At 68.2% G+C, this 26,978-nt stretch carries 29 protein-coding genes; 18 read left to right on the top strand and 11 right to left on the bottom strand.

Annotated features, from left to right (window positions below; translation table 11 throughout):
* The first annotated feature begins 55 nt into the window (after positions 1-55).
* Both NI1_RS15155 and NI1_RS15150 read left to right on the top strand, forming a co-directional pair.
* Positions 56-682 carry a TetR/AcrR family transcriptional regulator gene (locus NI1_RS15155; RefSeq protein ID WP_067820257.1) on the top strand — a complete coding sequence of 209 codons (627 nt, stop codon included), beginning with the start codon at positions 56-58 and terminating at the stop codon, positions 680-682.
* 83 nt (positions 683-765) lie between these two features.
* Positions 766-1,794 (top strand): medium chain dehydrogenase/reductase family protein, encoded by a 1,029-nt coding sequence (locus NI1_RS15150; protein WP_067820255.1) that lies wholly within the window; start codon positions 766-768, stop codon positions 1,792-1,794.
* Positions 1,795-1,845: 51 nt separating this feature from the next.
* Here NI1_RS15150 and NI1_RS15145 read toward each other — a convergent pair whose 3' ends face one another.
* Positions 1,846-2,805, bottom strand: a complete 960-nt coding sequence (locus NI1_RS15145) for an LLM class flavin-dependent oxidoreductase (RefSeq protein ID WP_067820252.1) — start codon at positions 2,803-2,805, stop codon at positions 1,846-1,848.
* Between the two features lie 123 nt (positions 2,806-2,928).
* Between NI1_RS15145 and NI1_RS15140 the strand changes: the two genes are divergently transcribed.
* On the top strand, positions 2,929-3,255 hold the full coding sequence (locus NI1_RS15140; protein WP_067820249.1) for a hypothetical protein: 327 nt from the start codon (positions 2,929-2,931) through the stop codon (positions 3,253-3,255).
* Here the strand turns inward: NI1_RS15140 and NI1_RS15135 are convergent.
* Positions 3,227-3,829 carry a TetR/AcrR family transcriptional regulator gene (locus NI1_RS15135; RefSeq protein ID WP_067820246.1) on the bottom strand — a complete coding sequence of 201 codons (603 nt, stop codon included), beginning with the start codon at positions 3,827-3,829 and terminating at the stop codon, positions 3,227-3,229. The genes NI1_RS15140 and NI1_RS15135 overlap by 29 nt on opposite strands.
* Positions 3,830-3,908: 79 nt before the next feature.
* Here NI1_RS15135 and zapE point away from each other — a divergent pair, with 79 nt between their 5' ends.
* From zapE to NI1_RS15090, 9 genes are all read left to right on the top strand, one after another.
* Complete coding sequence (gene zapE / locus NI1_RS15130) at positions 3,909-4,859, top strand: cell division protein ZapE (RefSeq protein WP_067820243.1); 951 nt, start codon at positions 3,909-3,911, stop codon at positions 4,857-4,859.
* 149 nt (positions 4,860-5,008) lie between these two features.
* The gene (locus tag NI1_RS15125; protein WP_084523222.1) at positions 5,009-6,232 is read left to right on the top strand and encodes a glycosyltransferase family 4 protein; all 1,224 of its coding nucleotides are present in this window, start codon (positions 5,009-5,011) and stop codon (positions 6,230-6,232) included.
* Positions 6,232-7,758 (top strand): UDP-glucose dehydrogenase family protein, encoded by a 1,527-nt coding sequence (locus NI1_RS15120; protein WP_067820240.1) that lies wholly within the window; start codon positions 6,232-6,234, stop codon positions 7,756-7,758. Before NI1_RS15125 ends, NI1_RS15120 begins: the two co-directional genes overlap by 1 nt.
* 234 nt (positions 7,759-7,992) lie before the next feature.
* Positions 7,993-8,916: a DUF4129 domain-containing protein gene (locus tag NI1_RS39860; protein ID WP_281179496.1), complete on the top strand. Its 924-nt coding sequence runs from the start codon at positions 7,993-7,995 to the stop codon at positions 8,914-8,916.
* A 49-nt stretch (positions 8,917-8,965) separates the two neighbouring features.
* Positions 8,966-9,466 (top strand): hypothetical protein, encoded by a 501-nt coding sequence (locus tag NI1_RS15110; RefSeq protein ID WP_067820234.1) that lies wholly within the window; start codon positions 8,966-8,968, stop codon positions 9,464-9,466.
* 22 nt (positions 9,467-9,488) lie between these two features.
* Positions 9,489-10,451 carry an AAA family ATPase gene (locus tag NI1_RS15105; RefSeq protein ID WP_067820230.1) on the top strand — a complete coding sequence of 321 codons (963 nt, stop codon included), beginning with the start codon at positions 9,489-9,491 and terminating at the stop codon, positions 10,449-10,451.
* A 67-nt stretch (positions 10,452-10,518) separates the two neighbouring features.
* Positions 10,519-11,790 carry a DUF58 domain-containing protein gene (locus tag NI1_RS15100; RefSeq protein WP_067820227.1) on the top strand — a complete coding sequence of 424 codons (1,272 nt, stop codon included), beginning with the start codon at positions 10,519-10,521 and terminating at the stop codon, positions 11,788-11,790.
* Entirely contained in the window at positions 11,787-12,203 is a 417-nt protein-coding gene (locus tag NI1_RS37930; RefSeq protein WP_067820224.1) for a hypothetical protein, read from the top strand. The genes NI1_RS15100 and NI1_RS37930 overlap by 4 nt, the downstream gene beginning before the upstream one ends.
* A 39-nt stretch (positions 12,204-12,242) precedes the next feature.
* Positions 12,243-12,788, top strand: coding sequence for an RNA 2'-phosphotransferase (locus NI1_RS15090; RefSeq protein ID WP_067820221.1), 546 nt, complete (start codon positions 12,243-12,245; stop codon positions 12,786-12,788).
* 118 nt (positions 12,789-12,906) lie between these two features.
* Here NI1_RS15090 and NI1_RS15085 read toward each other — a convergent pair whose 3' ends face one another.
* The gene (locus tag NI1_RS15085) at positions 12,907-13,260 is read right to left on the bottom strand and encodes a hypothetical protein (protein ID WP_067820218.1); all 354 of its coding nucleotides are present in this window, start codon (positions 13,258-13,260) and stop codon (positions 12,907-12,909) included.
* A 179-nt stretch (positions 13,261-13,439) separates the two neighbouring features.
* On the opposite strand from NI1_RS15085, the gene NI1_RS15080 reads away from it, so the two are divergent.
* Positions 13,440-14,474, top strand: a complete 1,035-nt coding sequence (locus tag NI1_RS15080; RefSeq protein ID WP_067820214.1) for an AraC family transcriptional regulator — start codon at positions 13,440-13,442, stop codon at positions 14,472-14,474.
* 35 nt (positions 14,475-14,509) lie between these two features.
* Here the strand turns inward: NI1_RS15080 and NI1_RS15075 are convergent, their stop codons facing one another.
* The gene (locus NI1_RS15075; RefSeq protein ID WP_067820212.1) at positions 14,510-14,752 is read right to left on the bottom strand and encodes a glutaredoxin family protein; all 243 of its coding nucleotides are present in this window, start codon (positions 14,750-14,752) and stop codon (positions 14,510-14,512) included.
* A gap of 144 nt (positions 14,753-14,896) precedes the next feature.
* Here NI1_RS15075 and NI1_RS15070 point away from each other — a divergent pair, with 144 nt between their 5' ends.
* Positions 14,897-15,223, top strand: a complete 327-nt coding sequence (locus NI1_RS15070; protein WP_067820209.1) for a DUF433 domain-containing protein — start codon at positions 14,897-14,899, stop codon at positions 15,221-15,223.
* Positions 15,224-15,353: 130 nt separating this feature from the next.
* Here the strand turns inward: NI1_RS15070 and dmpG are convergent, their stop codons facing one another.
* The 3 genes from dmpG to NI1_RS15055 are packed head-to-tail and all read right to left on the bottom strand — an operon-like array spanning position 15,354 to position 18,141.
* Positions 15,354-16,412 carry a 4-hydroxy-2-oxovalerate aldolase gene (dmpG, locus tag NI1_RS15065; protein ID WP_067820206.1) on the bottom strand — a complete coding sequence of 353 codons (1,059 nt, stop codon included), beginning with the start codon at positions 16,410-16,412 and terminating at the stop codon, positions 15,354-15,356.
* 12 nt (positions 16,413-16,424) lie between these two features.
* A complete protein-coding gene (locus tag NI1_RS15060) occupies positions 16,425-17,333 on the bottom strand; it encodes an acetaldehyde dehydrogenase (acetylating) (RefSeq protein WP_067820203.1) in 909 nt (302 codons plus the stop codon).
* Between the two features lie 22 nt (positions 17,334-17,355).
* A complete protein-coding gene (locus NI1_RS15055) occupies positions 17,356-18,141 on the bottom strand; it encodes a 2-keto-4-pentenoate hydratase (protein ID WP_067820199.1) in 786 nt (261 codons plus the stop codon).
* Positions 18,142-18,284: 143 nt separating this feature from the next.
* Between NI1_RS15055 and kstD the strand changes: the two genes are divergently transcribed.
* From kstD to NI1_RS15035, 4 genes are all read left to right on the top strand, one after another.
* Positions 18,285-19,997, top strand: a complete 1,713-nt coding sequence (kstD, locus tag NI1_RS15050; protein WP_067820196.1) for a 3-oxosteroid 1-dehydrogenase — start codon at positions 18,285-18,287, stop codon at positions 19,995-19,997.
* Between the two features lie 314 nt (positions 19,998-20,311).
* Positions 20,312-21,172 (top strand): enoyl-CoA hydratase ChsH3, encoded by an 861-nt coding sequence (gene chsH3, locus NI1_RS15045; RefSeq protein WP_067820193.1) that lies wholly within the window; start codon positions 20,312-20,314, stop codon positions 21,170-21,172.
* A gap of 194 nt (positions 21,173-21,366) precedes the next feature.
* Positions 21,367-22,293 (top strand): NADP-dependent oxidoreductase, encoded by a 927-nt coding sequence (locus tag NI1_RS15040; protein WP_067820190.1) that lies wholly within the window; start codon positions 21,367-21,369, stop codon positions 22,291-22,293.
* Between the two features lie 23 nt (positions 22,294-22,316).
* A complete protein-coding gene (locus tag NI1_RS15035; RefSeq protein WP_067820187.1) occupies positions 22,317-23,249 on the top strand; it encodes an AraC family transcriptional regulator in 933 nt (310 codons plus the stop codon).
* Positions 23,250-23,303: 54 nt separating this feature from the next.
* Here the strand turns inward: NI1_RS15035 and hsaB are convergent, their stop codons facing one another.
* Genes hsaB through hsaA form a run of 4 tightly spaced genes read right to left on the bottom strand, consistent with a single transcriptional unit; the run spans position 23,304 to position 26,863 of the window.
* Positions 23,304-23,891, bottom strand: a complete 588-nt coding sequence (gene hsaB / locus NI1_RS15030; RefSeq protein WP_067820184.1) for a 3-hydroxy-9,10-secoandrosta-1,3,5(10)-triene-9,17-dione monooxygenase reductase subunit — start codon at positions 23,889-23,891, stop codon at positions 23,304-23,306.
* Between the two features lie 18 nt (positions 23,892-23,909).
* On the bottom strand, positions 23,910-24,809 hold the full coding sequence (gene hsaC, locus NI1_RS15025) for an iron-dependent extradiol dioxygenase HsaC (protein WP_067820181.1): 900 nt from the start codon (positions 24,807-24,809) through the stop codon (positions 23,910-23,912).
* Between the two features lie 2 nt (positions 24,810-24,811).
* The gene (hsaD, locus tag NI1_RS15020; RefSeq protein WP_067820179.1) at positions 24,812-25,690 is read right to left on the bottom strand and encodes a 4,5:9,10-diseco-3-hydroxy-5,9,17-trioxoandrosta-1(10),2-diene-4-oate hydrolase; all 879 of its coding nucleotides are present in this window, start codon (positions 25,688-25,690) and stop codon (positions 24,812-24,814) included.
* A gap of 3 nt (positions 25,691-25,693) precedes the next feature.
* The gene (gene hsaA, locus NI1_RS15015) at positions 25,694-26,863 is read right to left on the bottom strand and encodes a 3-hydroxy-9,10-secoandrosta-1,3,5(10)-triene-9,17-dione monooxygenase oxygenase subunit (RefSeq protein WP_067820176.1); all 1,170 of its coding nucleotides are present in this window, start codon (positions 26,861-26,863) and stop codon (positions 25,694-25,696) included.
* Positions 26,864-26,978: the final 115 nt, after the last annotated feature.

Genomic DNA, 26,978 nt, shown 5'->3' with positions numbered 1-26,978 from the left:
TGTTTCACATCCCGGGGATTGCCGCGCCGATGAGAGTGAGTGTACAGTCACTCACATGGCAAAGCGCGGGGTCACCCTCTCTACCTCGGATGTTCGACGCGAAGCGGTAGTCGATGCGGCGATCACCGAGTTCGCCCGGACCGGGTACCATGGCACGCCGACCACCGCCGTCGCCACCAGCGCCGGCATCTCCACCGCGTACGTGTTCAAGCTGTTCCCGAGCAAGGTGGAGTTGTTCGTGGCCGCCCTCGACCGCTGCTTCGAACTAGTGGAGCGGTCCCTCGCTGCCGGAGCCGCACGGGTGGCGGGCGCGGAGCCGGAGGCGATCCTGCACGAAATGGGCGGGGCGTACGCCGAACTCATCGCCGACAAGCGGCTGCTCATGCTCCAGGTGCACGCCCAGTCGGCGGCCGAGATCGCGGATATCGGCGCTGCGGTCCGGCGTGGGCTGGCCCGGGTCACCGACTACGCCAAGACCCGTTCGGGTGGGTCGGACGAAGCGGTGCAGCGCTTCATGGCCTACGGCCAGCTGTGCCATCTCATCACCACCCTCGGGCTCGACGGCGACGAAGGCGGCTGGGCGACGGTGCTCACCGCCGGAATCCGCCACTACCCGGAAGTGCCTGCGGGCGAAAGTGTTCCGCCGCAAGCGAGCGTCGAGTCCTCGCTACCTTCTGCTTGATTTCACTCGGCCCCGAGCCCCGGGGCCTTTCTTTCACCCATCTAGTGACTGAGTAGTCACTCACTCACCGAACAGAGGCAATCATGTCCACCACCACCGAGATCGTGCTCCCCGGCCTGGTCGAACCGCACGAACTGCGCACCACCCAGCGCGAACTGCCGGAGCCCGGCACGGGCCAAGCCATCGTCCGAGTCGAGGCCACCGGCGTCTCCTTCGCCGAACAGCAGATGCGCCGCGGCAAGTACTACGACCAGCCCGCCTTCCCCTTCGTCCCCGGCTACGACCTGGTCGGCACCGTCGAATCCCTCGGCCCCGGAACCGATCCCGCCCTCCGCGGCCGCCGCGTCGCCGCCCTCACCAAGACCGGCGGCTGGGCCACCCGCGTCCTCCTCGACGCCGCCGACCTGGTCCCGATCCCCGAGGGCCTGGATCCGGCAGCCGCCGAAACCTTCGTCGTCAACGGCATCACCGCCTGGCAGATGCTCCACCGCTACGCGAAAGTCCGTGCCGGGCAGACCATCCTGGTGCACGGCGCGAACGGGGGCGTGGGCTCGACCCTGGTCCAGCTGGCCCGCCTGGCCGGTGTCCAGGTGATCGGCACCGCCTCGGCCCGCAATGCCGAAGCCGTCGCCGCCCTCGGCGCGACCCCGGTCGACTACCGCGGCGACGTCACCGCCCAGGTCCGCGCCCTCGCCCCGAACGGCGTGGACGCGGTCTTCGACCACGTCGGCGGCCCCGGCATCGTCGACTCCTTCCGCCTGCTGGCTCCCGGCGGCACCCTCATCGCCTACGGCAGCGCCTCCACCAAGAACGAAGCAGGCAACTCCCGCCTCCCGGTCCTGACTCTCTTCGCCCGCTTGACGCTCTGGAATGCCTTGCCCAACAAGCGTTCCGCGCACTTCTACAACATCTGGGCGGACCGTCGCCGCCTCGCCGCGTTCCGCACCCGCCTGGCCACCGATCTGACCGCGGTCCTGGACCTGGCCGCGAGCGGCGCCCTGCACGCCCAGATCGCGGCTCGTTTCCCACTCACCGCGGCCGGCGAGGCCCTGACCCTGGCCGAATCCCGCACTGTCACCGGCAAAGTCGTGCTCGTGCCGCAGGCGGACTGAATACCGGCACCGGACCGAGATCGGATCGGTCACGACGCGGATCGGGGCGTTCTACGTGTCGAGGACCTCGGTTGCCAGTCGGTGCAGTTGTTCCGGTTGGCGGTCGGGTGGGAAGAGCCAGAGGGCGATCGAGGTGGCGCCGGCGTCGAGGAGGCCGCGGAGTTTCGCGCGGACTTGGGCTGGGGTGCCGGCGATGGCGTACTCGTCGATCCAGGGGTCTTCGATGGGGAGCGGTTCGCCGGGGGCGAGGGTGGCCAGGCGGGCGCGAACCGCGGTGCCGTGGTGGGATTTTCCGACGAGTGCGGTGTGGGCTTCGGCCTGTAGGAAGAAGCTGACGGCAGGTCGTACGGCCTCGCGTGCGGCGGCCGGGTCGTCGTCGATGGCGGTCAGGGCGAAGGCGGTGATCGGCGGGGCGGGGATGGGTAGCAGGGTCCGCGCCCAGTGTAGGTAGGAGGTGCCTGTCAGGGCGGAAAGCAGGATGCCGTCGGCTTTTTCGCCTGCCAGCCGCAGTGCGCGGGGGTTCACCGCTCCGAGCCAGATTTCCGGGGTTCGATCGGGTGGGAAGTCCAAGCGGATGTCGTTGAAGGTGTGGGCGGTGGTCTTGCGGTTGACCGTTTTGCCGCTCAGCAGGTCTCGCAGGGCGTCGGTGGTTTCGGCGAGTGCGGTGAGCGGGCGGTCGGGGCGCAGTCCCATCTGGTCGAGCCAGCCGGTATTGCCGAGGCCGATTCCGGCGCGGACCCGGCCGGGATAGGTGCGGGCGAGAGCCGAGACCTCCATGGCGAGGATCGCGGGATGCCGGGTCATGATGCCCGCAAGGCCGAGGCCCGCGGGGATCGTCTCGGTGGCGGCGAGGAGCTGGGTGAGGCCCGAGAGGCCGCCGGTGAAGAAGCAGTCCTCGGAGAACCAGAGTGCGCCGAAGCCGAGCCGTTCGGCGAGAGCGGCGCCGCCGGGAAGCGCTTCGGGAGGCGTGAGGCTGCCGAAGACGATGCCGATTTCGGATGTGGTGACCATGCCGGGATCAACTGGACACTGTGTCCGGATATTCCTTGATGGCATGGCCTGAAACGGAATTCACGAGTGGCGTCGGTGCGGCGGCGTAGATTGGGCCGCAGGACTAGGTCGGGAGGGCCGGGCATGAAACTGCCGAGTCGATTGCGTGAGTATCCGGTGGTCGGTGGGGGGATGGCGTTCAGCGAGCCGCACGAGACGGCGGATGGGACGGTCATCATCACGGTCACCGCGAGCGGGTTGCTGGGGCAGCGGCCGATCGGGGTGTTCGTGGTGCACGGGGGTGAGGTCCAGTTCGAGTCGGCGGTGGACGCCGGGCGGGTGGCGATCATCGGGGTGCTGACCGGGTTCGTGGCGGCGGCGTTCGCGACGGCGGCGGTATTGAAGCGGCCGCCGTGGCCGGATGTCAGGATCTCGCAGGAGCTTACGAAGCGGGTCCGAGCTGGGCGGTGAGCACTGCCGCCAGCTGAGCGACGCTGGTGGCGGTGCCGGGCGCGAGAGTCGTTCTGGCTCCGGCGAATCGATCGAAGATCAGACCTTCGATGACCGCTATGAGGTCGGCCGCCGCCGTCTCCGGGTCGGAGGACTTCAGGGCGCGGAACAGGTCGGTGGCGTGCCGGTGGGAGAACAGGCAGCCGACGAGCTTTGCGTGCAGGTCCGGATCGGCGAGCAGTTCGACGATGAGGGCGTGACGGGCGATCAGGTGGTTGCGGCGTTGCGCCAGTAGGCGATCCAGCCAGACCGCCATGCCCTGTGCGATTTCGCGGGGTTCGAGGCCGGTGGGAGGTGGGGTGGTGCCGTCGGCCTGGGCGGCGGCGAAATCGGTGCGCGAGCGGGTGGCTATGCGATCGACCACGGCTTCGATGAGGGCGCGTTTGGTGCGGAAGTAATAGGACGTCGAGCCCGCGGGGAGATCCAGGGCGGTGTCGAGGGCGCGGTGGGTGAGCGCCCGGAGTCCTTGGGCGGCAATCAGATCGATGGCGCACTCGACGATCAGGGTGCGGCGGTCCGGTGTAAGAGTGGTCACCTTTGTTCCTTTGCGGCTGCGAAATCCTCTACAACTATAGAGGAAGCTCTACGGATGTAGAGACGGCGGGAGGTTGGTCATGGATACGCAGGCCGTGGTGCTCGACGCGGACCAGCAGGCGGCCGCGGACCGGCTGGCCGAGATCGCGGGGCGGGTGGGCAAGCGGTGGCGGCGGCCGCGCGGGCTGTACCTCTACGGCGGACCGGGGCGGGGCAAGACCATGCTGATGGATCGGTTCTTCGCGGCCGTGCCGTCGAAGCGCAAGCGGCGCTTCCACTTCCACGGCTTCTTCGCCCGATTGAACGCGGGCGTGCACGAATACGGCTCCATCGATGCCTCGGCCGACGCGCTGCTGGGCGATGCCGAACTGCTCTGCTTCGACGAATTCCACGTGCATGACGCCGGGGACGCACGGCTGGTGGAGCGGCTGCTGGATCGGCTCTTCGCCCGGCGCATCACGCTGGTGGTGACCTCGAACTACCCGCCGGAGCAGCTGCTGCCGAACCCGTTGTTCCACCCCATGTTCGAGCCCGCCATCGCCGAGATCGTCGCGCATCTGGAGGTGGTGGCCGTCGACGGACCACTCGACTACCGCGAGATTCACGGTCGCCACACCGGATTCGCGGCGGGGGAGTACACGGTCGGCGAGTGCCCGGTCCGCGGCCGCGCCGAGGTGCCGATCGCGCACCGGCTCATGTACGCCCGCGCGGCCGGGAACGGCGAATTGACCGTCGATTTCGCCGAGATCTGCGGAATCCCGGTGTCGGCGGCCGACTTCCTGGCCCTGCTCGGCGAATACCGGCGCTGGACCGTGTGCGGCGTTCCGGACCTCACCACCGTGCCCCCGGATTGGGTCATGCGTTTCGTGAACCTCGTGGACGTGCTCTACGACGCGGACCTGGAACTCTCGATCTGGGCCGAGCGCAGCCGTGACGAACTGGGCAAAGAGGTGCGGCGGGTGCCGGATCTGTACCGCACGCTGAGCCGACTCGGCGAACTGCGGGTGCGGCGCACCGAACCGGTCGGATAGCTCCGGGCGTCCGGTGAGCGACAGGTGTGTGAACGCGCCGACTTGATCGACGCGCGAGATTCATTTGCCGTCCACACGGACGCGGTCGGGTGTTGCGGGCCGCTTTCTACCGTGCAGGGAGGAGGTAGCACCGAACCGGAGGGGAACCGATGCGAAACCTCGACAAGGCAGGCGAACCCGAGTGGGCACGGGGTTCCGGGCCGCGCGATGCGAGCGTCCCCGGCACCCGATTGCGGGTGCTGGTCGTCGCCGAATCCTTTCTTCCCCAGGTCAATGGCGTCACCAATTCGGTGCGGCGGGTGCTGGACCATCTCGCGGCCAAGGGGCACGAAGCCGAGTTGATGGCCCCCACCGGGCCCGCCAGGTACGCCGGCTTCCGGGTGCACGTGGTGCGCGGGGCGCGCTTGCCGTTCTATCGGGACTTCCGGATCGGGCTCGAGACCCGGCGGCGGCTCCGCAGGATCATGCGGGAGTTCCGGCCCGATGTCGTGCACATCGCCTCACCCGCGACGCTGGGTTATCAAGCCGCGAGAGTGGCGGCGGAGCTGGATGTTCCGACGGTGGCCATCTACCAAACCGATCTGGTCGGTTTCGCGGAGCGCTACGACCTGCCGGGTGGGGTGCGGACCATGGCCGCACTCACCCGGCGCATTCATTTACAGGTCGATCGCACCCTGGCCCCGTCCACCGCGAGCCTGCGGCAGCTGGAGCTGATGGGCGTGCCCGGGCTGGCGCGCTGGCCGCGCGGGGTGGACCTGCAACAGTTCGGGCCGTTCCGGCGGTCGGAGGAACTGCGAAAACGCCTGGCCCCCAACGGTGAAACGCTGATCGGCTACATCGGCCGCTTGGCGCCGGAGAAGGAACTCGAACTCCTCGCCCACCTGCGGGACGTGCCGGGCATCCGCCTGGTCATCGTCGGCGGCGGGCCGGAGGAGAAGCGGCTGCGCAAGCTGCTGCCGGATGCGGCGTTCCTCGGAGTGCTGCACGGTGCGGAGCTGGGTGCGGCCTACGCCTCGCTCGATGTCTTCGTGCACACCGGACGACACGAAACCTATTGCCAGGCAGCGCAGGAGGCCCTGGCCTCCGGCGTGCCCGTGGTCGCGCCCCGCTCCGGCGGGCCGATCGACGTGGTCGCGCCCGGCGCCGGATTCCTTTACCCCCCGGGCGATGCCGAGGCCATGGTGACGCTGGTGCGCCGCCTGGTCGAGGACCGGCAGCTGCGCGAGCAGACCGCCGATATCGCCCAGCGCAGTGTTCAATCCCGCTCCTGGGCGGCCGTCAACGATCTGCTCGTCCGCCACTACCGCGAGGTGATCGCGGAACGGCTGCACCCGGTTCCGGGTGAGCTCCCGCGCACCAAGGAGGCATCGTGATGCTCCGCATCTCCGTCATCGGCACCGGATATCTGGGCGCCACCCATGCCGCGGGCATGGCCGAACTGGGCTTCGAAGTGCTCGGCGTGGACAACAATCCGGAGAAGGCGGCGGCCTTGTCCGCCGGCCGGGTGCCGTTCCACGAACCCGGGCTGCCGGAGCTGCTGGCCGGTCACGTCGCCGGCGGCCGGCTGCGCTTCGGCACCTCGCTCGCCGAGGCCGCACGCTTCGCCGACGTCCATTTCCTCTGCGTGGGAACGCCTCCCACCCCGAACGGCGCGGCCGACCTGTCGCAGCTGTACTCGGTGCTGGACGGCTTGGTGCCGCACCTGACCCGCAACTGTCTCATCGTCGGCAAGTCCACGGTGCCGGTCGGCACCGCCGAGGCGCTCACCGCTCGCATCGCCGAGCTCGCGCCCGAGGGCATTTCGGTCGATCTGGCCTGGAATCCGGAGTTCCTGCGCGAGGGGCACGCCGTCTACGACACCCTGCACCCGAATCGCCTGGTCTTCGGCGTCACCAGCCCGGACGCGGAATGGGCGCTGCGCCAGGTCTATTCGACCCCGATCGCGGCCGGGTCGCCGGTGGTGGTGACCAACCTGCCCACCGCCGAACTGATCAAAGTCTCGGCCAATGCCTTTCTCGCCACGAAGATTTCGTTCATCAACGCGATGGCGGAACTGTGCGAACTGACCGGAGCCGACGTCACCCAGCTGGCCGACGCACTCGGTCACGACGATCGCATCGGCCGCAAATTCCTCGGCGCCGGACTGGGTTACGGCGGCGGCTGCCTCCCCAAGGACATCCGCGCCTTGATCGCCCGCGCCGGTGAACTCGGCGCCGACGACTCCGTCGCCTTCCTCCGCGATATCGACGCCGTCAACCTGCGCCGCCGCGATCGCGTGGTCAGCCAGACCTTGAACATCCTGCGCGCCAATGGATCCCTCACCACCGGCGCGCTCTACCCAGCCGGCGCATCGTCCTCCGATGCGGACGGCCCGGCAAGCTTCAGCCCCGCCCGCGTCGGCATCCTCGGCGCGGCCTTCAAACCCCTCTCCGACGACGTCCGCGACTCCCCGGCCCTGGACGTGGCCACCCGCCTGCACGCCGCCGGTCTCGAGGTAGCGGTCTTCGACCCCGCCGCCACCGAAACCGCCCGCGCCGTAGCCCCCCAGCTCACCTACGCCGCCACCCCCGCCGCCGCTCTCCACGAGGCCGACATCGTCCTGCACCTCACCGAGTGGAGCGAATTCCGCGACCTGGACCCGGTCTTCCTCCGCACGGTAGCCCGCGGCCGCGTAATCCTCGACGCCCGCAACACCCTCACCCCGGACCCCTGGCTCGCCGCCGGCTGGGACTTCCGCGCCCTCGGCCGCCTCATCGAACCCCGCACCCCCGCACCCGCACTCACCTACCCGACCCTCGCCACCAGCGCCGGCCGCCCGGTGCCGCAGCCGGACCCCGCACCTACCCTCGCGGTGTCCCCACTCAACCGCCTGCGCGCTCGGGTCCGCCGCAGCGCCTGAGCTTCCCAGCGCGACCCCGCGGCGCAGCACGCGCGGAATGCGTTCGCCTGCCGGTCGCTCTCACTCTGGCGTTCGGCGGCTGAACGGTTGCCCGCGTGCGGGGCGGCGATTCATGCTGGAAGCGTATGACTTCGGTGTTTGTGAAACCGGCCCGACGGACCGCTCGGCATGTAACTATGTGCCTGATTTTCTGCTGGACTCCGGTTGGGGGTGAATATGACTGGGGCGGGGACGGTGGCTACGCGCGCGATCGGGTTGATCGCGCTGCTGGTGCTGGCGGTCGTCGCTCTGCGCGGGCATATTCCGGGGACCGGGGGTCCGACCTCGCCGCATCCGCCGTCGGCGGTGACCATCGCGCTCATGCCGGTGCTGCTGCTGGTGTCGATCGTGATCCTGGCCGCGGGGGTGATCAACAGCCAGCATCGGCTGCCGTTGTCGATGCCGGAACCGGAACGGGATCCGGACAAGCGCTCGGTTCGGTTCGGTGCGCTCGGTTTGCTGCTGCTCATCGGCGCGGCCGCCGTGGCTTTGCTGGCCACCGCGATCGTGTCGGTGTATCTGGTGGGGCCGGGGCGTGAGGAGTCGGCGGAGTCCACGCCCACCCGGGCGCCGTCCACGTCCGTGGTCGAGACGGTGGAACCGCCTGCGCCGCCCGCTGATCCGATCTCCGCGCCCGCGCTGAGCGGCACCGCGCTCTTGCTGGTGGCGATCGGCGCGGGGCTGCTGGTGGCGGTGGCCATGGCCGGACTGGTGGTGGTCGCGCTGGGCTCCAGCCGCCGGGTGCCGCTGGCCCGGACCCCGAACGCGCCGCCCACCCCGAAGGAGGCGGTATCGCTGGCCAAGGTGGCGGCGATGGGCCTGGCGGCCATGATCGCGCCCGGTCAGGACCCGCGCACCGCCATCATCGCCTGCTATGTGGCGATGGAGAGCGGTCTGGCGACGGCGCGGGAGGTGGCCCCGCTGATCTCCGACACCCCCTCGGAAGTGCTGGCGCGCGCCTTCGACCGCGGCTTCCTGCACGATGCCTCGGCGCGGGAGCTGGTGGCGCTGTTCGAGGAGGCGCGGTTCAGCCCGCACGCCATGCTGGAGTGGCAGCGTATGCGAGCCGAGCAGCTGCTCCGCATCGTGCTGGCCGATCTGCAACGGCAGGCGGTATGAAAACCCTTGGCGCACCGCGCCTTTCCCGCTACCGGACGGAGGTCCGGCGATGAACCGCGTCGCGATCGTGGTGGGCGCGCTGATCCTGGCCGGATTCCTCGAACTGCTGGCGGTCGGCAATCGGCGCGACAGCCTGCTCATGGTGACCGCGATTCCGGTGGCCGGCGCGCTGGCCCTGCTGATCTGGTCGCTGGTGGAACGCACCCGGCGGCTGGAGGTCTCACCCGCCGACAACGAGATCGACAACGGCCCCGCCGAGATGCTGACCCGCTGGCAGGCCCGCGCCACCATGCTCGCCGACCGCTCCGAGGGCACCCGCGCGGACTGGGACCGCCATCTACGCCCCCTGCTGGCCAAGGAATTCGAGCTGACCAGCGGCCATCGCATGGCCAAGAACCGGCGAGCGCTGGAGATCGCCGGGCAGCTGCAATTCGGGCCGGAATTATGGCGCTGGGTGGATCCGGCGAATTCGGCCCTGCGCGATACCGTCAACCGCGCGCCCGGGCGGGCGGCGCTGGACGAGATCCTGCGCCGCCTCCAGACCATGTGACTTCGACACCGGGATTTGAGAAATGACTTCACCGATGGACGTGACCGTCAAGCGCACCGACGCCGTGCTCCGCGAGGTGGGCCGGGTGGTGGTGGGCAAGCGGGACGAACTGCAACTCATCATGATCTCGGTGCTGTCCGGCGGGCACATTCTGATCGAGGACCTGCCCGGCTTGGGTAAAACCCTGATCGCGCGCTCGTTCGCGGCGGCGCTCGGGCTGAACTTCACCCGCGTGCAGTTCACGCCGGACCTGCTGCCCGCCGATCTGATCGGCTCCACCATCTACGACATGCATTCGGGCCGTTTCAGTTTCCGGCGCGGTCCGGTGTTCACGAACATGCTGCTGGCCGACGAGGTGAACCGCACCCCGCCCAAGACCCAGGCCGCGCTGCTGGAGGCGATGGCCGAGGGGCAGGTGTCCATCGACGGTGAAACCTTCCCGCTCCCGGACCCTTTCATCGTCTTCGCCACCGACAACCCCATCGAATACGAGGGCACCTACCCGCTGCCGGAGGCCCAGCTGGACCGTTTCGCCATGCAGCTGCGCCTGGGCTATCTCTCGGAATCCGATGAGATGAACATGATCCGCCGCCGCCTGGAACGCGGTTCCACCCCCGCTCAGGTCGGCCAGGTGGTGGACGCCGAGGGCCTGCTGGAGATGCGCCAGAGCGTCGAGTTCGTCACCGTCCACCCCGATGTCGTCGGTTACGTCGTCTCGCTCGCCGCCGCCACCCGCGGCCACCCCCAGGTCGAGGTGGGCGCGAGTCCCCGCGCCGAACTCGACCTGGTCCAAATGGCCCGCGCCCGGGCGCTTCTCAACGGCCGCGACTTCGTAGTCCCCGAAGACGTGAAGGCCCTCGCGGTCTCCGCCATGGCGCACCGCATCACCCTCCGCCCGGAAATGTGGGTCCGCCGTATCCGCGGCGAGGACGTGATCTCCGAACTGCTGCGCCGCCTCCCGGTCCCGCGCGCCACCACCGCGTGAGCCGAGTCATGCCGCACCACCAGCCCCCGCCGCTCCCCGTCTGTCGAGGGTGTTCGGTGAGGCACGCATGAGACATCGCGATACGACGACGGCGTCCGAGGCCGAATTGCGGTGGCGGCCGGCGCCATTGGTGTTCATGCTGGCGGCCGTGTCGGCGCCGGCGCTGGTGCTGGCGGTTTTGCTGGCGCAGTGGCAGCTGGTGGTTTTCGCCGCGCCGATGCTCGGGGTGCTGGCGACCGCGCCATTGCAGATGTCGCGCACCAAGATTCAGGTGGACGGCGCGGGCGTGCTGCGGTGTTTCGAGACCGAAGAGGTGGAGCTGAACGCGGCCGCGTATGTGGAGAGTGGGCACGCGCTGCTGCGGCTGCATCAGGAATCGGTGCCGGGCATGGATTTACGGGTCGAGGAGACGATCGATTCCGGGTCCGCGCCCGCCGGGCTGCGGCTGTCGCTGTCGGCGGATCGGTGGGGCCGGTATCCGATTCCGCTGCGGGTGACGGCCTTGAGCCCGGCCGGGCTGGCGGTGGCGTCGGTGCGGTTGCCCGCGGGTGAGGTGTACGTGTACCCGATCACCGATCCGCAGCGAATGCGCCTGCCGCGCACCGAACTTCCGGAACGCATCGGCGCGCATCTGACCCGGCGGCACGGTCCCGGCGTGGAGTTCGCGGATGTGCGCGCCTATGCGCCCGGCGATCAACTGCGCACCGTGAACTGGGCGGTGAGCGCCCGGCGCGGACGGTTGTTCGTCACCGAGCGGTTCACCAACCGTGCGGCGGATGTGGTTGTGCTGGTGGACACTTCGCTGCAAGCCCCCGGTCCGGCCACCGATGCCCTGGAGCGTTCGGTGCGCGGCGCCGCTCAGGTGGCCCAGTCCGCGCTGCAATCCGGGGATCGGACGGCGGTGGTCTGCCTGGGCCGTTCGCCGCGCTGGCTGCGCCCGGACATCGGCCGCCGCCAGTTCTACCGCATCGTCGACACCGTGCTCGATGTCGGCGACGAGCACATCGACACCTCCGGCACGCTGGCCCCGCACGCGGCGGTGCCGATCGGCGCGGTGGTGGTGGCCTTCTCCACGCTGCTCGACACCCAGTTCGCGCTCTCGCTCATCGATCTGCGCAAGCGCGGTCACGTGGTCGTGGTGGTGGATGTGCTGCGCGGCCCGCCCTTCACCGAGCTCGACCCGACCCTGGCCCGCATGTGGCAGCTGGAGCGGGCGTCCATGTATCGCGATATGGGGACCGTCGGCGTGGATATCGTCTCCTGGCCCGAAGACACCCGGCTGGATCAGGCCATGCGCCTGGTGCCCGAGCATCGCCGGACCGTGCGGGTGCGCCGATGACCAGATTCCTCGCCGTGCTCGCCGGCCTGCTGCTGGCCTTGGCCGTGGCCCTGGTGCAGCCGTGGGCGGCCGCCCCGGTGCTGATCCTGGCCGTACTGGGCTGGCGCTGGCGGATCGCCGCGGTCGGCGCGGTGCTGGTGGCGCTGGCCGTGCTGGCCTTCGTGGACACCGGGGCGCTGGTGGCGGGATCCATCGGCCTGGTCGCCACCACCTACCTGCTGAATACGGCCACGGTTTCGGCCCCGATCGGCGTGGTGCCGACCACCATCCCGTCCGTGGCGGGCGCGCTGGTCTTCACCGTGGCCGCCGGCGCCGCCACCCTGCTGCCCACCGGCCTGGCCTGGCTGCCGATCGCCGCGCCGATCGCGGTGATCCTGCTGTACGCCTCGGTAATTCGCGGGCTCGCCGAATAATCTCTTCCGGCCCGGTGCCCGTCCTGGTTCACTGTCGGCATGGACGAGAAGCAGTTGGTGCGCACCTCGAAGCGGTTGTCGCGGCATCTGCGTCACGCGCCGGAGGAGATCGGCATCGCGCTCGATGCCGCGGGCTGGGTGCCGGTCAGCGAGCTGCTGGCCGCGCTGGACAGCCACGGCCGCCGGGTCACGCCCGCCGAACTGGACGAGGTGGTGGCGCGGAACAACAAGCGCCGCTTCGAGTTCGACGGCACCCGGACCAGAATCCGTGCCAGCCAAGGGCATACGGTGGCGGTCGAGCTCGAGTACGCGGTCACCGTGCCGCCGGATGTGCTCTATCACGGCACGGTCGCCGCGGTGCTGCCCGCCATCGCCGCGGAGGGCCTGAAACCCATGGCCCGGCATGCCGTTCACCTCTCGGCGGATATCGAGACCGCGACCAAGGTGGGCGCGCGGCGCGGCAAGCCGGTGATTCTCACCGTGGACGCCGCGGCTATGCACCGCGACGGACACGAATTCCGGGTGAGCACGAACGGCGTCTGGCTGGTCGCGGCGGTGCCCGCGGACTATCTCACCGGCTACTGAACGACTCGGCCCGCGTGCGCCTTTGGCTGAATTGCCCGGAATGCCCGAACCAAAGGTCCGGGCATTGCCGTGGTTTCGGGGCCCGAGCCCCCGAAACCCCTGCGGGCGGGGGAACCCGCTACTGAAGCGCCGGTGGCATTCTGGTCGGTTTGATTCGCCCGGCGTCGATCAGCACTTTGAAGGCCGCAGCCTTGCGTGCGCACTCCGTCACCACACAGCGGCGATGCTGCTGCATGGTCCGGTGGGCCTCCTGCACCCCGAGCGGGTGATCCGGCGCCACATGGGACCACGCCGAGGAGGCGATCACCGGATCGGGGGAAATGTTGTGCTCGTTGTTGATTCGCTCGCGTATCCGGTCCACGGACAGTCTGTCGTCCGGAATGCGATGTGGGTAGTGATGCAAGCTCAGCAGCACCGCAGCGGTGACCGTCAGCATTGCGAGAGTGGCCGTGAACACTTGCCAGCCGGCCATTGGCTCACCTTCTCCGTCGTCAATCGGTAGTAATGGTTCGCTAGATATTCACCGTACGGCTTTCGGTGTTACTTGTGCCAGTACCGAATCGGTCAGAAACAGATGAATTTCGGCCTCTTTCAGCAACTTACCTGCTGGTTCCGCTCCGATCACGCCGAAAGTTTGCGACGATTCGTAGGGTGACCGATGGGCAGGGCCAACTGCGCTCCATCACCAGTGCGGCGCTGCTGGTCGAGTTCGCCATCGGCCGCGGCCTGGAGCGGGCGGATATGCTGCGCCGGACCGGAATTCGCGAATCGGACCTATTGGACTCGACCGCCGAGATCACCATGAGCCAGGAACTGGCCCTCATGCACAATGTGGTGACCGGCGTCGGCGACGAACCCGGCATGGGCCTGATGGCCGGATTGCTCTGTCACCCACCGAGTCTGGGCGTCCTCGGCTTCGCGCTGATGAGCTGCCCCACCGTGCGCGAGGCGGTCGACCTGGCGCTGCGCTACGCCGATCTCACCTTCACCGTGGCGCGCCATCAACTGGTCATCGACGGTACGGAAGCCTCCATCGTGCGCGACGACAGCGCCGTACCCGCCCACCTGCGCCGCTTCGCGGTCGAACGCGATGTGGCGGCCATCTGGACCATCCAGCAGGACGTGCTGCCCGTACGCACCCCGCTCAGCCGGGTCGCGGTGGCCTTCCCGCCGCATCCGGTCTACGAGATGTTCGGCGCCATGCTCGGCGTCGAGGAGGTCGTCTTCAACGCACCCCGCTCGGTCGTGACCGGTCCGCTCAGCTTCCAGGAAATGCCGCTGCCGCAGGCCAATTCGGCCACCGCCCGCTTCTATGAACAGCAATGCGCGGACCTGATGCAGCGCCGCAAACGCCGGCAGGGCCTGGCCGGTCGCGTCCGCCAGCTGCTGATCAGCAACGGCGGCGTGGCCGATCAATCCCGCGTCGCCTCCGACCTCGATGTCAGCGTCCGCACCCTGCGCCGCCGCCTCGCCGACGAGGGCACCACATTTCGCGAACTGGCAACCGAGACAGTCGGTTTGCTCGCCGAGGAACTCCTGACCACCGGAATGACGGTGGAACAGGCCGCGACCCGCCTCGGCTACGCCAGCGTCTCCGCCTTCACCTCCGCCTTCCGCTCTTGGAAGGGCCAGTCCCCGGGCCAATTCGCCCGCGAGAACCGCGGGCGAGTCTCAGCGCGCAACTAGCCGCATCGGACCGGTCGCACGCGATAGCCGTCCGATCAGCGCCCGAGCGCCGCCGCCAGCTCCGAATTGGTGGGCTCCACGAGCACCGCCCCGCTCGGCACCACGACCACCGGGATGTTCTTGCGCCCGCCCGCGAGCCGGATCGCCTCGTTGCGCGCGACCTCGTCGTGCTCCACGTCGATCTCGGTGAACGCCACGCCCTGCTCGCGTAGCCACGTCTTCGCGCGACGGCAGTCGCCGCACCAGTCCGCGCCGTACATGCGCACGTTTTCGTCCATATGCCCGACTCTGCCACATCCGGCGCACCGGCCGCGCGGAGCTACCCGGGGGCTATCGGGTCGAACCGGTTGGTCCGGCAATCCACAGAACCCCGCCAAACACGCCACACCGCCGGATCACAGTCGCCTCGTACCGTTTCCTACATGGCCTATCTGGACCGCATTACCCAAGACCCGACCATCTGCCACGGCGTCCCGGTCCTGCGCGGTCGCCGCTTCCCGGTGGATCTGCTGCTCGGCCTGCTAGCGGCGGGCATCCCGCCCGCCGAGATCCTCGCCGACCATCCCGAACTCGAGCGGGAAGACCTGGTCGCCGTCCTCGAATACGCGACCCTCGACACCGCCGACGGGAGGCGCGCCCTCGCCCCGGCGCCGGCCCTCCGCCACCCCGGCATGCACTCCGGATGCCTCCACCCGCATCGCCGGCTCCGTGTATCAGCGGCGATCCCGTCCGTGACCACACCCGCCTGACGGCAACGCCCCGCCGCTCCATGCCGGCCAGCCGATCACCGGAACTCGCGGTGCGGGAACGGGACTGGGCCGCGACCTGATCGGTCGCGGCCCAGCTTTGTCACCCCCGGAGACGGTTGTCCCTCCGAGCTCAGGCGGTGACGGTCTGCTGCTCCCGCTGGAGTTCCAGGGCGATATCGATGAGCTGATCCTCCTGGCCGCCGACGAGCTTGCGCTGACCGGCGCGAACGAGCATCTCGGCCGCCGAGACGCCGTAGCGCTCGGCCTGGCGTTCGGCGTGGCGCAGGAAGGAGGAGTACACGCCCGCGTAGCCCATCATGAGGGCCTGACGGTCCAGCAGGCATTCGGACGGCATGGCCGGGCGGACAACGTCTTCCGCGGCATCGGTGACGGCGAAGAAATCGACGCCGGTCTTGATGTCGAGTTTGTCGCAGACGCCGATGAAGGCTTCGACGGGCAGGTTGCCCGCGCCCGCGCCGAAACGGCGTGCGCTGCCGTCGATCTGGGTGGCGCCCGCGCGCACCGCGTACACCGAGTTGGCCACGGCCAGGCCGAGGTTCTCGTGGCCGTGGAAGCCGACCTGCGCGTCGTCGCCGAGTTCGGCGACCAGCGCGGAGACGCGGTCCGAAACCTGCTCCAGCACAAGGGCGCCCGCGGAGTCCACGACGTACACGCACTGGCAGCCGGCGTCGGCCATGATGCGCGCCTGCTTGGCCAGCTTCTCCGGGGTGGTGGAGTGCGCCATCATCAGGAAGCCCACAGTCTCCAGGCCCAGGTCGCGGGCGAGCCCGAAGTGCTGGATGGAGACGTCGGCCTCGGTGCAGTGGGTGGCGATGCGGCAGATGCTCGCGCCATTGTCCTGCGAGATCTTGATGTCTTCCTTGACGCCCACGCCGGGCAGCATCAAGAAGGCGATCTTGGCCTGCTTGGCGGTCTCGGCCGCGACCTTGATCAGTTCCTGCTCCGGGGTTTTGGAGAACCCGTAGTTGAACGAGGAACCGCCGAGGCCGTCGCCGTGGGTGACCTCCAGGACCGGCACGCCGGACGCGTCGAGGGCGGCCACGATGTCACGCACCTCGTTCACGGTGAACTGGTGGCGCTTGTGGTGCGAACCGTCACGCAGCGACGTGTCGGTGACGCGGATGTCGAGATCCGCCGAGAACTTCTTGAGAACGTTCGGATTGCTCACTGTCGGAACTCCTTACACCCGAGTCGAGAGGATCTGGGACGCCATCACGTCGCCGACCTTGGTGGCGGCGGCCGTCATGATGTCGAGGTTGCCCGCGTACGGGGGCAGGAAGTCGCCGGCGCCCTCGACCTCGACGAAGATCGAAACCTTCGCCATGCCACCGGAGATCACCGACGGCTCGTCGAACTGCGGCTCGTTGAGCAGGCGGTAGCCGGGCACGTACTCCTGGATCGACTTCTCCATGCGGTAGATGGAGTCGGCGATGGCATCGTGATCGGCATCCTCGGGGATGGCGCAGAAGATGGTGTCGCGCATGATCATCGGCGGCTCGGCCGGGTTCAGGATGATGATGGCCTTGCCGCGCTTGGCACCGCCGATGGTCTCAACGCCTTTGGAGGTGGTCTTGGTGAATTCGTCGATATTGGCGCGGGTTCCGGGTCCGGCGGACTCGGAAGACACCGACGCCACGATCTCGGCGTACTCGACCGGGACGACCCGCGACACGGCGGCTACCATCGGGATCGTCGCCTGACCACCACAGGTGATCATGTTGACGTTCGGAGCGTCGGACAGCGAATCCAGGTTCACCGGCGGAATGACGGCGGGGCCGACAGCGGCGGGGGTGAGGTCGACGGCGCGGATACCCGCCTCCGCGTACTTGGGCGCGTACGCCCGGTGCACATACGCCGAGGTGGCCTCGAACAGCAGATCCGGCTTCTCGTCAAGTGCCAGTAGCCAATCCGCGCCTTCGGCGGAGGTTTCCAGGCCCAGGCCCCGGGCGCGCTTGAGCCCCTCGGAGTCCGGATCGATACCGATCATCCAGCGCGGTTCGATCTTGTCCGAACGCAGCAGCTTGTACAGCAGATCGGTACTGATATTGCCGGACCCGACGATCGCGGCGGTGACTTTGCTTGCGGTCACGGCTTTCTCCTACTCGGTGAGCTCAGCTGAAAGACAGGTGGACGTTGCCGAGCCCGGTGAACTCGGCGATGAACTCGTCACCCGGACGGGCGTCGATGGCGCGGGTGCAGGATCCGGGCAGGATGATGTCGCCCGCCTTGAGCCGCACGCCGAACGAGGCGACCTTGCGGGCCAGCCACGCCACGGCGATCGTGGGATCGCCCAGCACGGCATCGGAACGGCCCTCGGCGATGACCTCGCCGTTGCGGGTCAGCACCGCGTCGATCGCCTTGATATCCAACTGATCCGGCGCGACGCGCTGCTTCCCGAGGACGAACCCGGCGGAGGAGGCGTTATCGGCGATGGTGTCGCAGAGGCCGATCTTCCAGTCCTTGATCCGGGTATCGATCAACTCGATCGAAGGCGCGTATGCCACGGTCGCTTTCAGCACGTCTTCTTCGGTGCAGTCCTCGCCCGGCAGGTCCGCGCCCAGGATGAAGCCGACCTCGACCTCGACGCGCGGGTACAGGTACTTGGCGGTATCGACCGGAACGTCTTCGTGGACTTCCATTTCCGCGAGCAGATGCCCGTAGTCCGGTTCGTCGACGCCCATCATCTGCTGCATGGCCTTGGACGAAAGCCCGACCTTGTGGCCTACGACTTTGGCGCCGCCCGCGAACCGCCGGCGCATATTGATCAGCTGGATCTCGTAGGCATCGACCACATCGATGTCCGGATGCCGTGCGACCAGTGGGTCGAGGGCAACGCGATCCCGCTCTGCGACGGCTAGTTCTTCCGCCAGTTCCTTCCGTAGCGCGTCGGTCAGCACGCTGTGTTCCTCTCATCGGGGGTACCGGCCGGTGGCCACGACCTTACGAGACTAGAAACTGAAACGAGTTTTTGTGAAGAACATCGCTTCAGCAGTCCCATCTGCCAGACCAACATAGACCAAACCAGGATTGATTCTATAACGTGTTCTACATGACTGATCGGGATTACGACGTGGTGGTGGTCGGCAGCGGTGCCGCCGGTATGACCGCCGCCCTCGCCGCCGCGCACCGCGGTCTCCGCACGGTGCTCATCGAAAAGGCCGCTCATTACGGCGGTTCTACCGCGCGCTCGGGTGGTGGCGTCTGGATTCCCGGAAACAAAGTGCTCAAGGCCGCGGGCCGCGGCGACGACCTCGACGAGGCGCGCACCTACCTGTACAGCATCATCGGCGACGTGGTGCCCAAGGAGAAGATCGACACCTACCTCGATCGCGGGGCCGAGGCGTTCGACTTCGTGCTGGAGCACTCGCCGCTGAAGATGACCTGGGTGCCGGGCTACTCCGACTACTACCCGGAGGCACCGGGCGGCAAGGCGGACGGCCGCAGCTGCGAACCCAAGCCCTTCAACACCAAGATCCTCGGCGACGAGCGGTTCAAGCTGGAACCCCCCTACTCCAAGGCGCCGCTGAACGTGGTCGTCACCCAGGCCGACTTCAAGAAGCTCAACCTGATTCGCCGCCACCCCTCCGGCATGGCCCGCGTACTGCGCGTCGGCACCCGCTGGGCGTGGGGCAAGGTGACCGGTAAGGCCCTGGTCGGCATGGGTCAGGCGATCATCGCGGGCATGCGCAAGGGGCTCATGGACGCGAATGTGCCGGTGCTGCTGAACACTCCGCTCACCGGGCTGATCGTCGAGGACGGTGTGGTCACCGGCGTCGAAGCCACCCACGAGGGCGAGACCGTGCGGTTCACCGCCAAGCACGGCGTGATCCTGGCCGCCGGCGGATTCGAGCACAACGCCGAAATGCGGCACAAGTACCAGCGCGAGCCCATCACCACCGAGTGGACCACCGGCGCCAAAGCCAATGAGGGCGACGGCATCCAGGCCGGCATCGCGGTCGGGGCGGACCTCGACTTCATGGAGGACGCCTGGTGGGGACCCACCACGTTCAAGGGTGAGGGCAAGCCGTGGTTCGCGCTCGCGGAACGTAATCTGCCCGGCAGCATCATGATCAACACGCAGGGCGAGCGATTCGGTAATGAGTCCGCTCCTTACGTGGAAGCTGTGCACACCATGTACGGCGGCGAGTACGGGCAGGGTGAGGGTCCGGGCGAGAACGTGCCGTGCTGGCTCGTCTTCGACAATCGCTACCGGAGTCGCTACATCTTCGCCGGTTTGCAGCCTGGCCAGCGGATTCCGTCCCGCTGGATGGAAAACGACCTGATCGTCGTCGCCCCCACCGCGGCCGAACTGGCCGAGAAGATCGGTGTGCCGGCCGATAACCTGGCCGCCACCATCGAGCGCTTCAACGGGTTCGCCGAGACCGGCAAGGACCTCGACTACAAGCGCGGCGACAGCGCCTACGACCGGTACTACGGCGACCCGACCATCAAGCCGAACCCGTGCCTGAACAAGCTCGAGGTCGGCCCGTTCTATGCGGTCAAGATGGTCCCCGGCGACCTCGGCACCAAGGGTGGCCTGGTCACCGACAACGACGCGCGCGTGCTGCGGGCCGACGGGTCGGTTATCGAGGGGCTGTACGCGGCGGGCAACAACTCGTCGCCGGTCATGGGGCACACCTACGCCGGGCCCGGCGCGACCATCGGACCCGCCATCACCTTCGGCTACCTGGCCGCGCTGGATATCGCCGCCAAGGCGAAGAACAGCGCGCCGGTCGCCGAGAAAGCCTCCTGAACCGTCCCAACCCGGTTCAGGATCGGGTTGGGCGCGAGTCCGGGTCACGTCGAGCCCGCGCCCAACCCACCCCTCGCGTCATCGGATCTCTCACCCGGTGCCGCGAGCTCAACTGAATAATCACACTGCACGGGGGCGGTGGGATCCCCTGTTCCCACCGCCCGCCGTGGTTGTCCGGCGGGCCGTCCCGCCGAGCGGACGCGCTGCTTGCGCGGGCCCCGCGGCACGCCGCACCATCGGAACCGGGTGCGCGCCGCACCATCGGACCCGGATTCACGCGGAGGGTGAGCGCCCACCGATCACGAGGAGACTTCATGGCCATCGATCCGAATATCGCGCTCGGCGCACAGCTGCCGTCCGTCGAATTCAGCTGGACGCCAACCGATGTGCAGCACTACCACCTCGCCCTGGGTGCGGGCGCGCGCTGGACCGACCCGGCCGAACTGCGCTACCTCGATGACCGCGAACCGCAGGTGCTGCCCACCTTCGCCACCGTCGCCCCGTTCTTCCACGAGACCGAGCCGCCCAAGGTGCAGTTCCCCGGCATCGACATCGACCTGGCCAAGGTCGTGCACGGCAGCCAGGAGATCGTCGTCCACCGTCCGATCCCCGCCTCCGGCAAGGCCACCTTCGAACGCCGCATCAGCGAGATCTGGGACAAGGGCTCCGCCGCCGTCATCTGGCAGGAGCACACCGCCACCAGCTCCGACGGCGAACTCCTCTGGACCGCACGCTCTTCCATCTTCGCCAAGGGCGAAGGCGGCTTCGGCGGCGACCGCGGCCCCAGTTCCAAAACCGAACTCCCCGACCGCGCACCGGATTTCGAGGTGCTGACGCCGACGCTGCCGCAGCAGGCCCTGCTGTACCGCATGTGCGGCGACCGCAACCCCCTGCACTCGGATCCCGAATTCGCCCGCAACGCCGGCTTCCCCAACCCGATCATGCACGGCCTGGGCACCTACGGCCTGGTCTGCAAGGCCGCCACCGACACCGTCCTCGGCTCCGATGCCGCCCGCGTCAAGGGCATCCGCACCCGCTTCGCCGGCGTCCTCTACCCGGGCGAGACCCTCCGCTCCCGCATCTGGCAGCAGGACGGCGAACTCCGCATCGCCGTCACCGCCGTCGAGCGCGACGACGCTCCCGTCCTGGCCGACGTGGTCCTCACCTACAGCTGACCTCGCACGACCCGCTGGGCCGCGACCGCGATCGGTCGCGGCCCAGCGTCGTTTCCGAACCAGTCTTCCGATGTATACGCATGGATAAAAACAGGAGACTGTAAGCTATTCATCGTCTTGCTGATACTGCCTAACGTTGTCCTTGTTCGGTTCGACAGAGCAACCGGCGACACAGCGTTCAGGAGGAGAAGACGATGCGTGCGGTAATCCAGAAGTCCTTCGGTGGTCCCGAGGTCCTCGAGGTGGTCGAGGTCGAGAAGCCCGAACTGCGCTCCGGTGAGGTACTCGTGCGGGTGCATGCCAGCGCGGTGAACCCGGTCGACGTGGCGGTTCGTTCGGGCGCCTTCCCGCTGCTCGGTCAGCCGCCGTTCGGTGTCGGCTGGGATATCTCCGGTGTGGTCGAGGAGGTCGGTCCGGGGGCGCGGTACGAGGTCGGCGAGGAGGTGTACGGGATGCCGTTCTTCCCGCGCGCCGCGACCGGTTACGCCGAGTACGTGGCGACGCCGTCGCGTCAGGTGGCGCGGAAGCCCAAGTCGCTCAGCCACGTCGAAGCCGCCGCGCTTCCGCTGGCGGTGCTCACCGCCTGGCAGGGGCTGGTCGATCGCGCCGGGGTGCAGGAGGGGGATCGGGTTCTCATCCATCGCGCCGCGGGTGGGGTCGGTCATCTGGCCGTGCAGATCGCCAAGGCGCGGGGCGCGTACGTGATCGCGCTGGCCAGTGCCGCCAAGCATGATTTCGTGAAGAGCCTCGGTGCGGACGAGGTGATCGATTACCGCACCACGGATTTCACCGAGGCGGTGCGGGATGTCGATATCGTCTTCGACTCGGTCGCCGACGCCGCACGAAATGTACTGGTGCTCAAGCCCGGTGGGGTGCTGGTGAGCATTCTCGAGCACGCGAACCCCGAAGCCGCCGCAGCCGTGCAGGCCGCCGGCCGCCGCTTCGCCGGAGTCTCGGTGGAACCGGATTACGCTGCGCTGGAAGCGATCACGGAATTGGTGGAGGCGGGCAAACTGCGTCCGACCATTGCCGAGACGCTGCCGTTGACCGAAGCGGGCAAGGCGCACGACCTGGTTGCCTCCGGGCAGACGGTCGGCAAGGTTGTACTCACCGTCGACTGATATCGAAACGAAGGAGAGCCGCGATGGACGTCCTCAGCGAGGCCCTGGCCTCCATGCGCACCGGCGCACCGCATTCGGTGCGCACCGAGGGGCGTGCGCCATGGGCGATGCGCCTGCCGGACGTCCTCGGCGCGGGCTTTCACATTGTGCTGCACGGGAATTGCTGGTTCTATCCCGCCGCGGATGCCGAGCCGATTCCGCTCGGCCAGGGCGACCTGGTGTTCGTGCGCCATGGAGCGGGGCATGTGCTGGCGGACCATCCCGACACACCGGCCGCCGACCCCCGCCCCGACCAGTACATCGTGTGCCCGCCGATCGGTGTGCTGCGCATGGGCGTGGCGGGTCCGCCCACCGCCGCCCTGCTCTGCGGCAACTACCACCTCGACGGCAAACGCCCCCACCCCCTGCTCCGCCAGCTCCCCGAGGTGATCCACCTCCCCGCCCGCCACGGCCGCCACCCCGAACTCAATGCCGCCGTCCAACTCCTGGCCGCCGAACTCGACAACCCCCGCATCGGCTCCCACGGCATAGTCCCCGCCCTCATCGACTCCCTCCTGCTCTACATCCTCCGAGCCTGGATAGAAGACCAGCCGCAATCGGAAGCAGTGGGATGGGCTGCGGCCCTGCGCGATCCGGCCGTCGCCCCGGCCCTGCAAGCCATGCACACCGACCCCGCCGCCGCCTGGACCGTCCAATCCCTGGCCGACCACGCGGGCCTGTCCCGAGCCGCTTTCGCCCGCAAATTCACCACCATGGTCGGCGAACCCCCACTCGCCTACCTCACCCGCTGGCGTCTCACCACCGCCGCCCGCCTCCTGCGCGAAGACGACCTGCCCATCGAAAAGGTAGCCGCCCGAGCCGGTTACAGCTCCGAGTTCGCCTTCGGCAAGGCCTTCAAACGCGAATACGGCCAAGCCCCCGGCCAATACCGCCGCCAAGCCCGCACCGCGGCCTGACCCCGCGAATGACGAAGGCCCCCTGCGGATTACGCGGGGGCCTTCGTAGTTCGTCTACAACCAGGTGTCGAGGGTGGTTGTGGTGAGGAAGTGTTCGAGGTCGGCTCGCCAGGGCGCCGGGGTGGACTTCTCGGGTTCGATGGCGGTGTATTGGCCGCGGTAGAAGAGGAGTGGCCTGTCGGAGCCCGTGGACTCCGACAGGGCCAGGACGCGGCCGACCACTATGTAGTGGTCGCCCCCGTCCAGCACGTTGTCCACTTTGCACTGGAGTGTGGCCAACGCGCCGTCCAGGACCGGGAGCTTCAGATCCGTTGTGTGCCAGGGGACGCCGGCGAACTTGTCGGGTTCGCGGGAGCCGAAGCGGGCGCAGACGGGCTGTTGTTCCTCGGCGAGGATATTGACGCAGAACATGCCGGACTTCTCGATGGCCGCCCAGGAGCGCGAGGCTTTGGTGGGGCAGAAGAGGACCAGCGGGGGATCGAGGGACAGGGCGGCGAAGGACTGGCAGGCGAAGCCGATGGGGGCGGGGCCGCCCTCGGCATCGTCGTCGAAGGTGGTGATCACGGTGATGCCGGTGCAGAAGCTGCCCAGCACATTCCGGAACTGCCGTCCGTCGATGGCGGGGTATTCGTCAGTGGTCATGTCCACCCTGTCGCTCGCTTACTTGAATCCGACGGTGAAGTCGTGGCCCCACAGGCTGACCGCGGTGGATTCGCGGGCGATCCAGGACTCGTCCTCGACTTCGAGGCCCTCGCAACCGAATTCGATATCGAATCCGCCCGGCGTCTTCATGTAGAAGGAGAGCATCTTGTCGTTGATGTGGCGACCCAGGGTGGCCGACATCTTGACCTTCTTGCGGTTGGCGCGATCCAGGCAGAGCCCGACGTCGTCGGAGTTCTCCACCTCGACCATCAGGTGCACGATGCCGGTCGGATTGGGCAGCGGCAGGAACGCCAGCGCGTGATGGCGCGGGTTGCAGCCGTAGAAGCGCAGCCAGGCCGGGTCACCGTCGGCGGGACGCCCCACCATCTGCGGGGGCAGGCGCATGGAATCGCGCAGGCGGAAGCCGAGCACGTCCTGGTAGAACGCCTGTGCCGCGGCATCATCGGTGCAGGTGAGCACGACGTGGCCGAGGCCCTGTTCGGCGGTGACGAACTTGTGGCCGTAGGGGCTGACGAAGCGGCGGCCCAGGTACTGCGCACCGTGGAACGCCTCGAGGGTGTTGCCGGAGGGATCGTCGAAGCGGATCAGGCCCTCGACGCGCCGCTCGAGCTTCTCCTCCTTGGTGCCCTCGACGAAGGCGACCCCGGCCTTGGACAGCGCGTCCCGAAGATCTTGCAGCGCAGGCGCATCGGTGACCTCCCAGCCGGAGACCAGCAGCCGGTCCTTCTCGCCCGGCACGATCACCAGGCGGGCCGCGAAGTCGTCCATGCGCAGGTAGAGCGCGTCGGGATTGTTCCCCGAGCCCTCCATCATGCCGAGCACTTTGAGCCCGTATTCGCGCCAGGCCGCCATATCGGTGGCCTCGATGCGCATGTAGCCGAGGGCTTTGATCCCCATGCTTACTTCTCCTTGACGCCGAGCAGGAAGTCCGTTGCCAGGCGGTTGAATTCGTCGAACTTCTCCAACTGCGCCCAGTGCCCGCAACCGCCGAAGACATGCAACTGCACGCGCGGGACCATCTTCAAGGCTACGAGCGCGCCGTCGATCGGGTTCACCCGATCTTCGCGGCCCCAGATCATCAGCACCGGCTGCCGCAGCTTGAAGGCATCGCGCCAGATCATGCCCTTGGCGAAGTCCGCGCCCGCGAACGATTTGCCCATGGCGCGGGTGGCGGCCAGCGACTCCGGCTGCGACGCCGAGGCGAACCGCTCCTCGACCAGCTCCGGCGTGATCAGCTTCTGATCGAACACCATGATGCGCAGGAACGCCTCCAGGTTCTCCTTCGTCGGTTCGAAGTTGAACTTGGACAACAGCTTCACGCCCTCGGTGGGATCGGGCGCGAACAGGTTGGTGGACAACCCGCCGGGACCCATCAGCACCAGCTTGCCCGCGCGATCCGGGTAGTCCAGGGCGAACCGGGTGGCCGCGCCGCCGCCGAGCGAATTGCCCAGCAGGTGCACGCGTTCGGTGATCTCGAGGTGATCCAGCAGATCCTTCAGCGCCGACGAACTGTGCACGAAGTACTGCGGATGCTCGGTCGGCTTGTCCGACTGGCCGAACCCGGGCTGATCGACGGCCAGCACGTGAAAGTCCTTGGCCAGCACCGGAATGTTCTTCGCGAAGTTCGACCACGAGGACGCGCCCGGACCGCCGCCGTGCAGCAGCACGATGGTGGGGCCGTTGCCGACGCCCGCCTCGTGATAGTGCAGCTTCAGGTCCGGCCGCACCTGCGCGAACCGCGACGTGGACTCGTAGGTGATTTCTTCCACTGCGGTCATGGATTACACCATCGTGTCGGTGATAGGGAGACCGAACGCGTGCGTGCCGTACATGACGTACGCGCGTTCGGCATCGTTGGCGGCGTGCACGCGGCCGGCGTGCGCGTCCCGCCAGAAGCGCTGCAACGGAGTGCCATTGGTCAGCGCGGTGGCGCCGGCGGCCTCGAAGAGCCGGTCGACCGAGGCGATGGCGCGGCCGGTCGCGCGCACCTGGTCGCGGCGCGCGGCGGCCCGCACCTCGAACGGAACGTCCTTGCCCGCGACGAGGTAGGCGTATTCGTCGGCCACGTTGCCCGACAGTTGACGCCAGGCGGCGTCGATATCGCTGGCGGCCTCGGCGATGCGGACCTTGCCGAACGGATCGTCCTTGGCGTTCTCACCGGCGTAGGCGGCGCGTACGCGCTTGCCCTGGTGCTCGATGTGCGCCTCGAGCGCGCCGTAGGCCATGCCCACGATCGGGGTCGAGATGGTGGTGGGATGGATGGTGCCCCACGGCATCTTGTAGACCGGGTCGGTGTTCTGCTCCAGGCCCGGAGCGCTCAGCTCGCTCATGGCGCGGAAGCTGAGGAAGCGGTGGCGGGGCACGAAGACGTTCTCGACGACGACGGTGTTGGAGCCGGTGCCGCGCAGCCCGACCACGTTCCACACGTCATCGATCTTGTACTCGGTGCGGGGGATGAGGAACGAGCCGAAGTCGACCGGCTTGCCGTTCTTGATCACCGGACCGCCCACCACCACCCAGGTGGCGTGATCGGAGCCGGAGGACCAGGCCCACTTGCCGTTGACGAGGTAACCGTCGGCGTCCTCGGTCACCACGCCGGCGCCCATCGGCGCGTACGACGAGGAGATGCGGACGTCGGTGTCCTCGCCCCAGACCTCTTCCTGCGCACGCTGATCGAACAGCGCCAGGTGCCAGTTGTGGACGCCGATGATGCCGGAGACCCAGCCGGTGGAGCCGCACGCGCTCGCGATCTTGCGGACGGTGTCGTAGAAGACGACCGGATCGGCGGCGTGGCCGCCCCACTGGCGCGGTTGCAGCAGTTTGAAGAACCCGGTCTCCTGTAGGTCCTTGACCGTCTCTTCGGGGAGTCGGCGCAGGTCCTCGGCTTCTTGGGCACGTTCGCGGAGGGTGGGCAGCAGCGCCTCGACCCGCTCAACTACTTCTTGCGTCATCTCGCCAGATGCTCCTGCCTGCGTGTGTTCCCGATTGCTCGGGAAGCGGTTCACGTTTGCCCCTGAGAGTAGAACACGTTCTTATTCCTGTCGAGAACGCTGTTCAAACGCAGCT

This window comes from Nocardia inohanensis NBRC 100128 (assembly GCF_001612945.1).
GTDB lineage: Bacteria > Actinomycetota > Actinomycetes > Mycobacteriales > Mycobacteriaceae > Nocardia > Nocardia inohanensis.
The sequence above is the reverse complement of the archived record's forward strand: the minus strand, read 5'-3'. Positions and strand labels throughout refer to the sequence as shown.

Bases quoted from the DNA above. Each gene is read 5' to 3' on its own strand.
- NI1_RS15035 (WP_067820187.1), top strand. From the start codon at position 22,317: ATGGACGTCCTCAGCGAGGCCCTGGCCTCCATGCGCACCGGCGCACCG.
- NI1_RS15120 (WP_067820240.1), top strand. From the start codon at position 6,232: ATGCTCCGCATCTCCGTCATCGGCACCGGATATCTGGGCGCCACCCAT.
- NI1_RS15110 (WP_067820234.1), top strand. From the start codon at position 8,966: ATGAACCGCGTCGCGATCGTGGTGGGCGCGCTGATCCTGGCCGGATTC.
- NI1_RS15085 (WP_067820218.1), bottom strand. From the start codon at position 13,260: ATGGCCGGCTGGCAAGTGTTCACGGCCACTCTCGCAATGCTGACGGTC.
- hsaD (WP_067820179.1), bottom strand. From the start codon at position 25,690: ATGACCGCAGTGGAAGAAATCACCTACGAGTCCACGTCGCGGTTCGCG.
- NI1_RS15105 (WP_067820230.1), top strand. From the start codon at position 9,489: ATGACTTCACCGATGGACGTGACCGTCAAGCGCACCGACGCCGTGCTC.
- zapE (WP_067820243.1), top strand. From the start codon at position 3,909: ATGGATACGCAGGCCGTGGTGCTCGACGCGGACCAGCAGGCGGCCGCG.
- NI1_RS15075 (WP_067820212.1), bottom strand. From the start codon at position 14,752: ATGGACGAAAACGTGCGCATGTACGGCGCGGACTGGTGCGGCGACTGC.
- hsaB (WP_067820184.1), bottom strand. From the start codon at position 23,891: ATGACCACTGACGAATACCCCGCCATCGACGGACGGCAGTTCCGGAAT.
- NI1_RS37930 (WP_067820224.1), top strand. From the start codon at position 11,787: ATGACCAGATTCCTCGCCGTGCTCGCCGGCCTGCTGCTGGCCTTGGCC.
- NI1_RS15100 (WP_067820227.1), top strand. From the start codon at position 10,519: ATGAGACATCGCGATACGACGACGGCGTCCGAGGCCGAATTGCGGTGG.
- NI1_RS15145 (WP_067820252.1), bottom strand. From the start codon at position 2,805: ATGGTCACCACATCCGAAATCGGCATCGTCTTCGGCAGCCTCACGCCT.
- NI1_RS15070 (WP_067820209.1), top strand. From the start codon at position 14,897: ATGGCCTATCTGGACCGCATTACCCAAGACCCGACCATCTGCCACGGC.
- NI1_RS15040 (WP_067820190.1), top strand. From the start codon at position 21,367: ATGCGTGCGGTAATCCAGAAGTCCTTCGGTGGTCCCGAGGTCCTCGAG.
- hsaA (WP_067820176.1), bottom strand. From the start codon at position 26,863: ATGACGCAAGAAGTAGTTGAGCGGGTCGAGGCGCTGCTGCCCACCCTC.
- NI1_RS15090 (WP_067820221.1), top strand. From the start codon at position 12,243: ATGGACGAGAAGCAGTTGGTGCGCACCTCGAAGCGGTTGTCGCGGCAT.
- chsH3 (WP_067820193.1), top strand. From the start codon at position 20,312: ATGGCCATCGATCCGAATATCGCGCTCGGCGCACAGCTGCCGTCCGTC.
- NI1_RS15155 (WP_067820257.1), top strand. From the start codon at position 56: ATGGCAAAGCGCGGGGTCACCCTCTCTACCTCGGATGTTCGACGCGAA.
- NI1_RS15150 (WP_067820255.1), top strand. From the start codon at position 766: ATGTCCACCACCACCGAGATCGTGCTCCCCGGCCTGGTCGAACCGCAC.
- NI1_RS15140 (WP_067820249.1), top strand. From the start codon at position 2,929: ATGAAACTGCCGAGTCGATTGCGTGAGTATCCGGTGGTCGGTGGGGGG.
- hsaC (WP_067820181.1), bottom strand. From the start codon at position 24,809: ATGGGGATCAAAGCCCTCGGCTACATGCGCATCGAGGCCACCGATATG.
- NI1_RS15125 (WP_084523222.1), top strand. From the start codon at position 5,009: ATGCGAAACCTCGACAAGGCAGGCGAACCCGAGTGGGCACGGGGTTCC.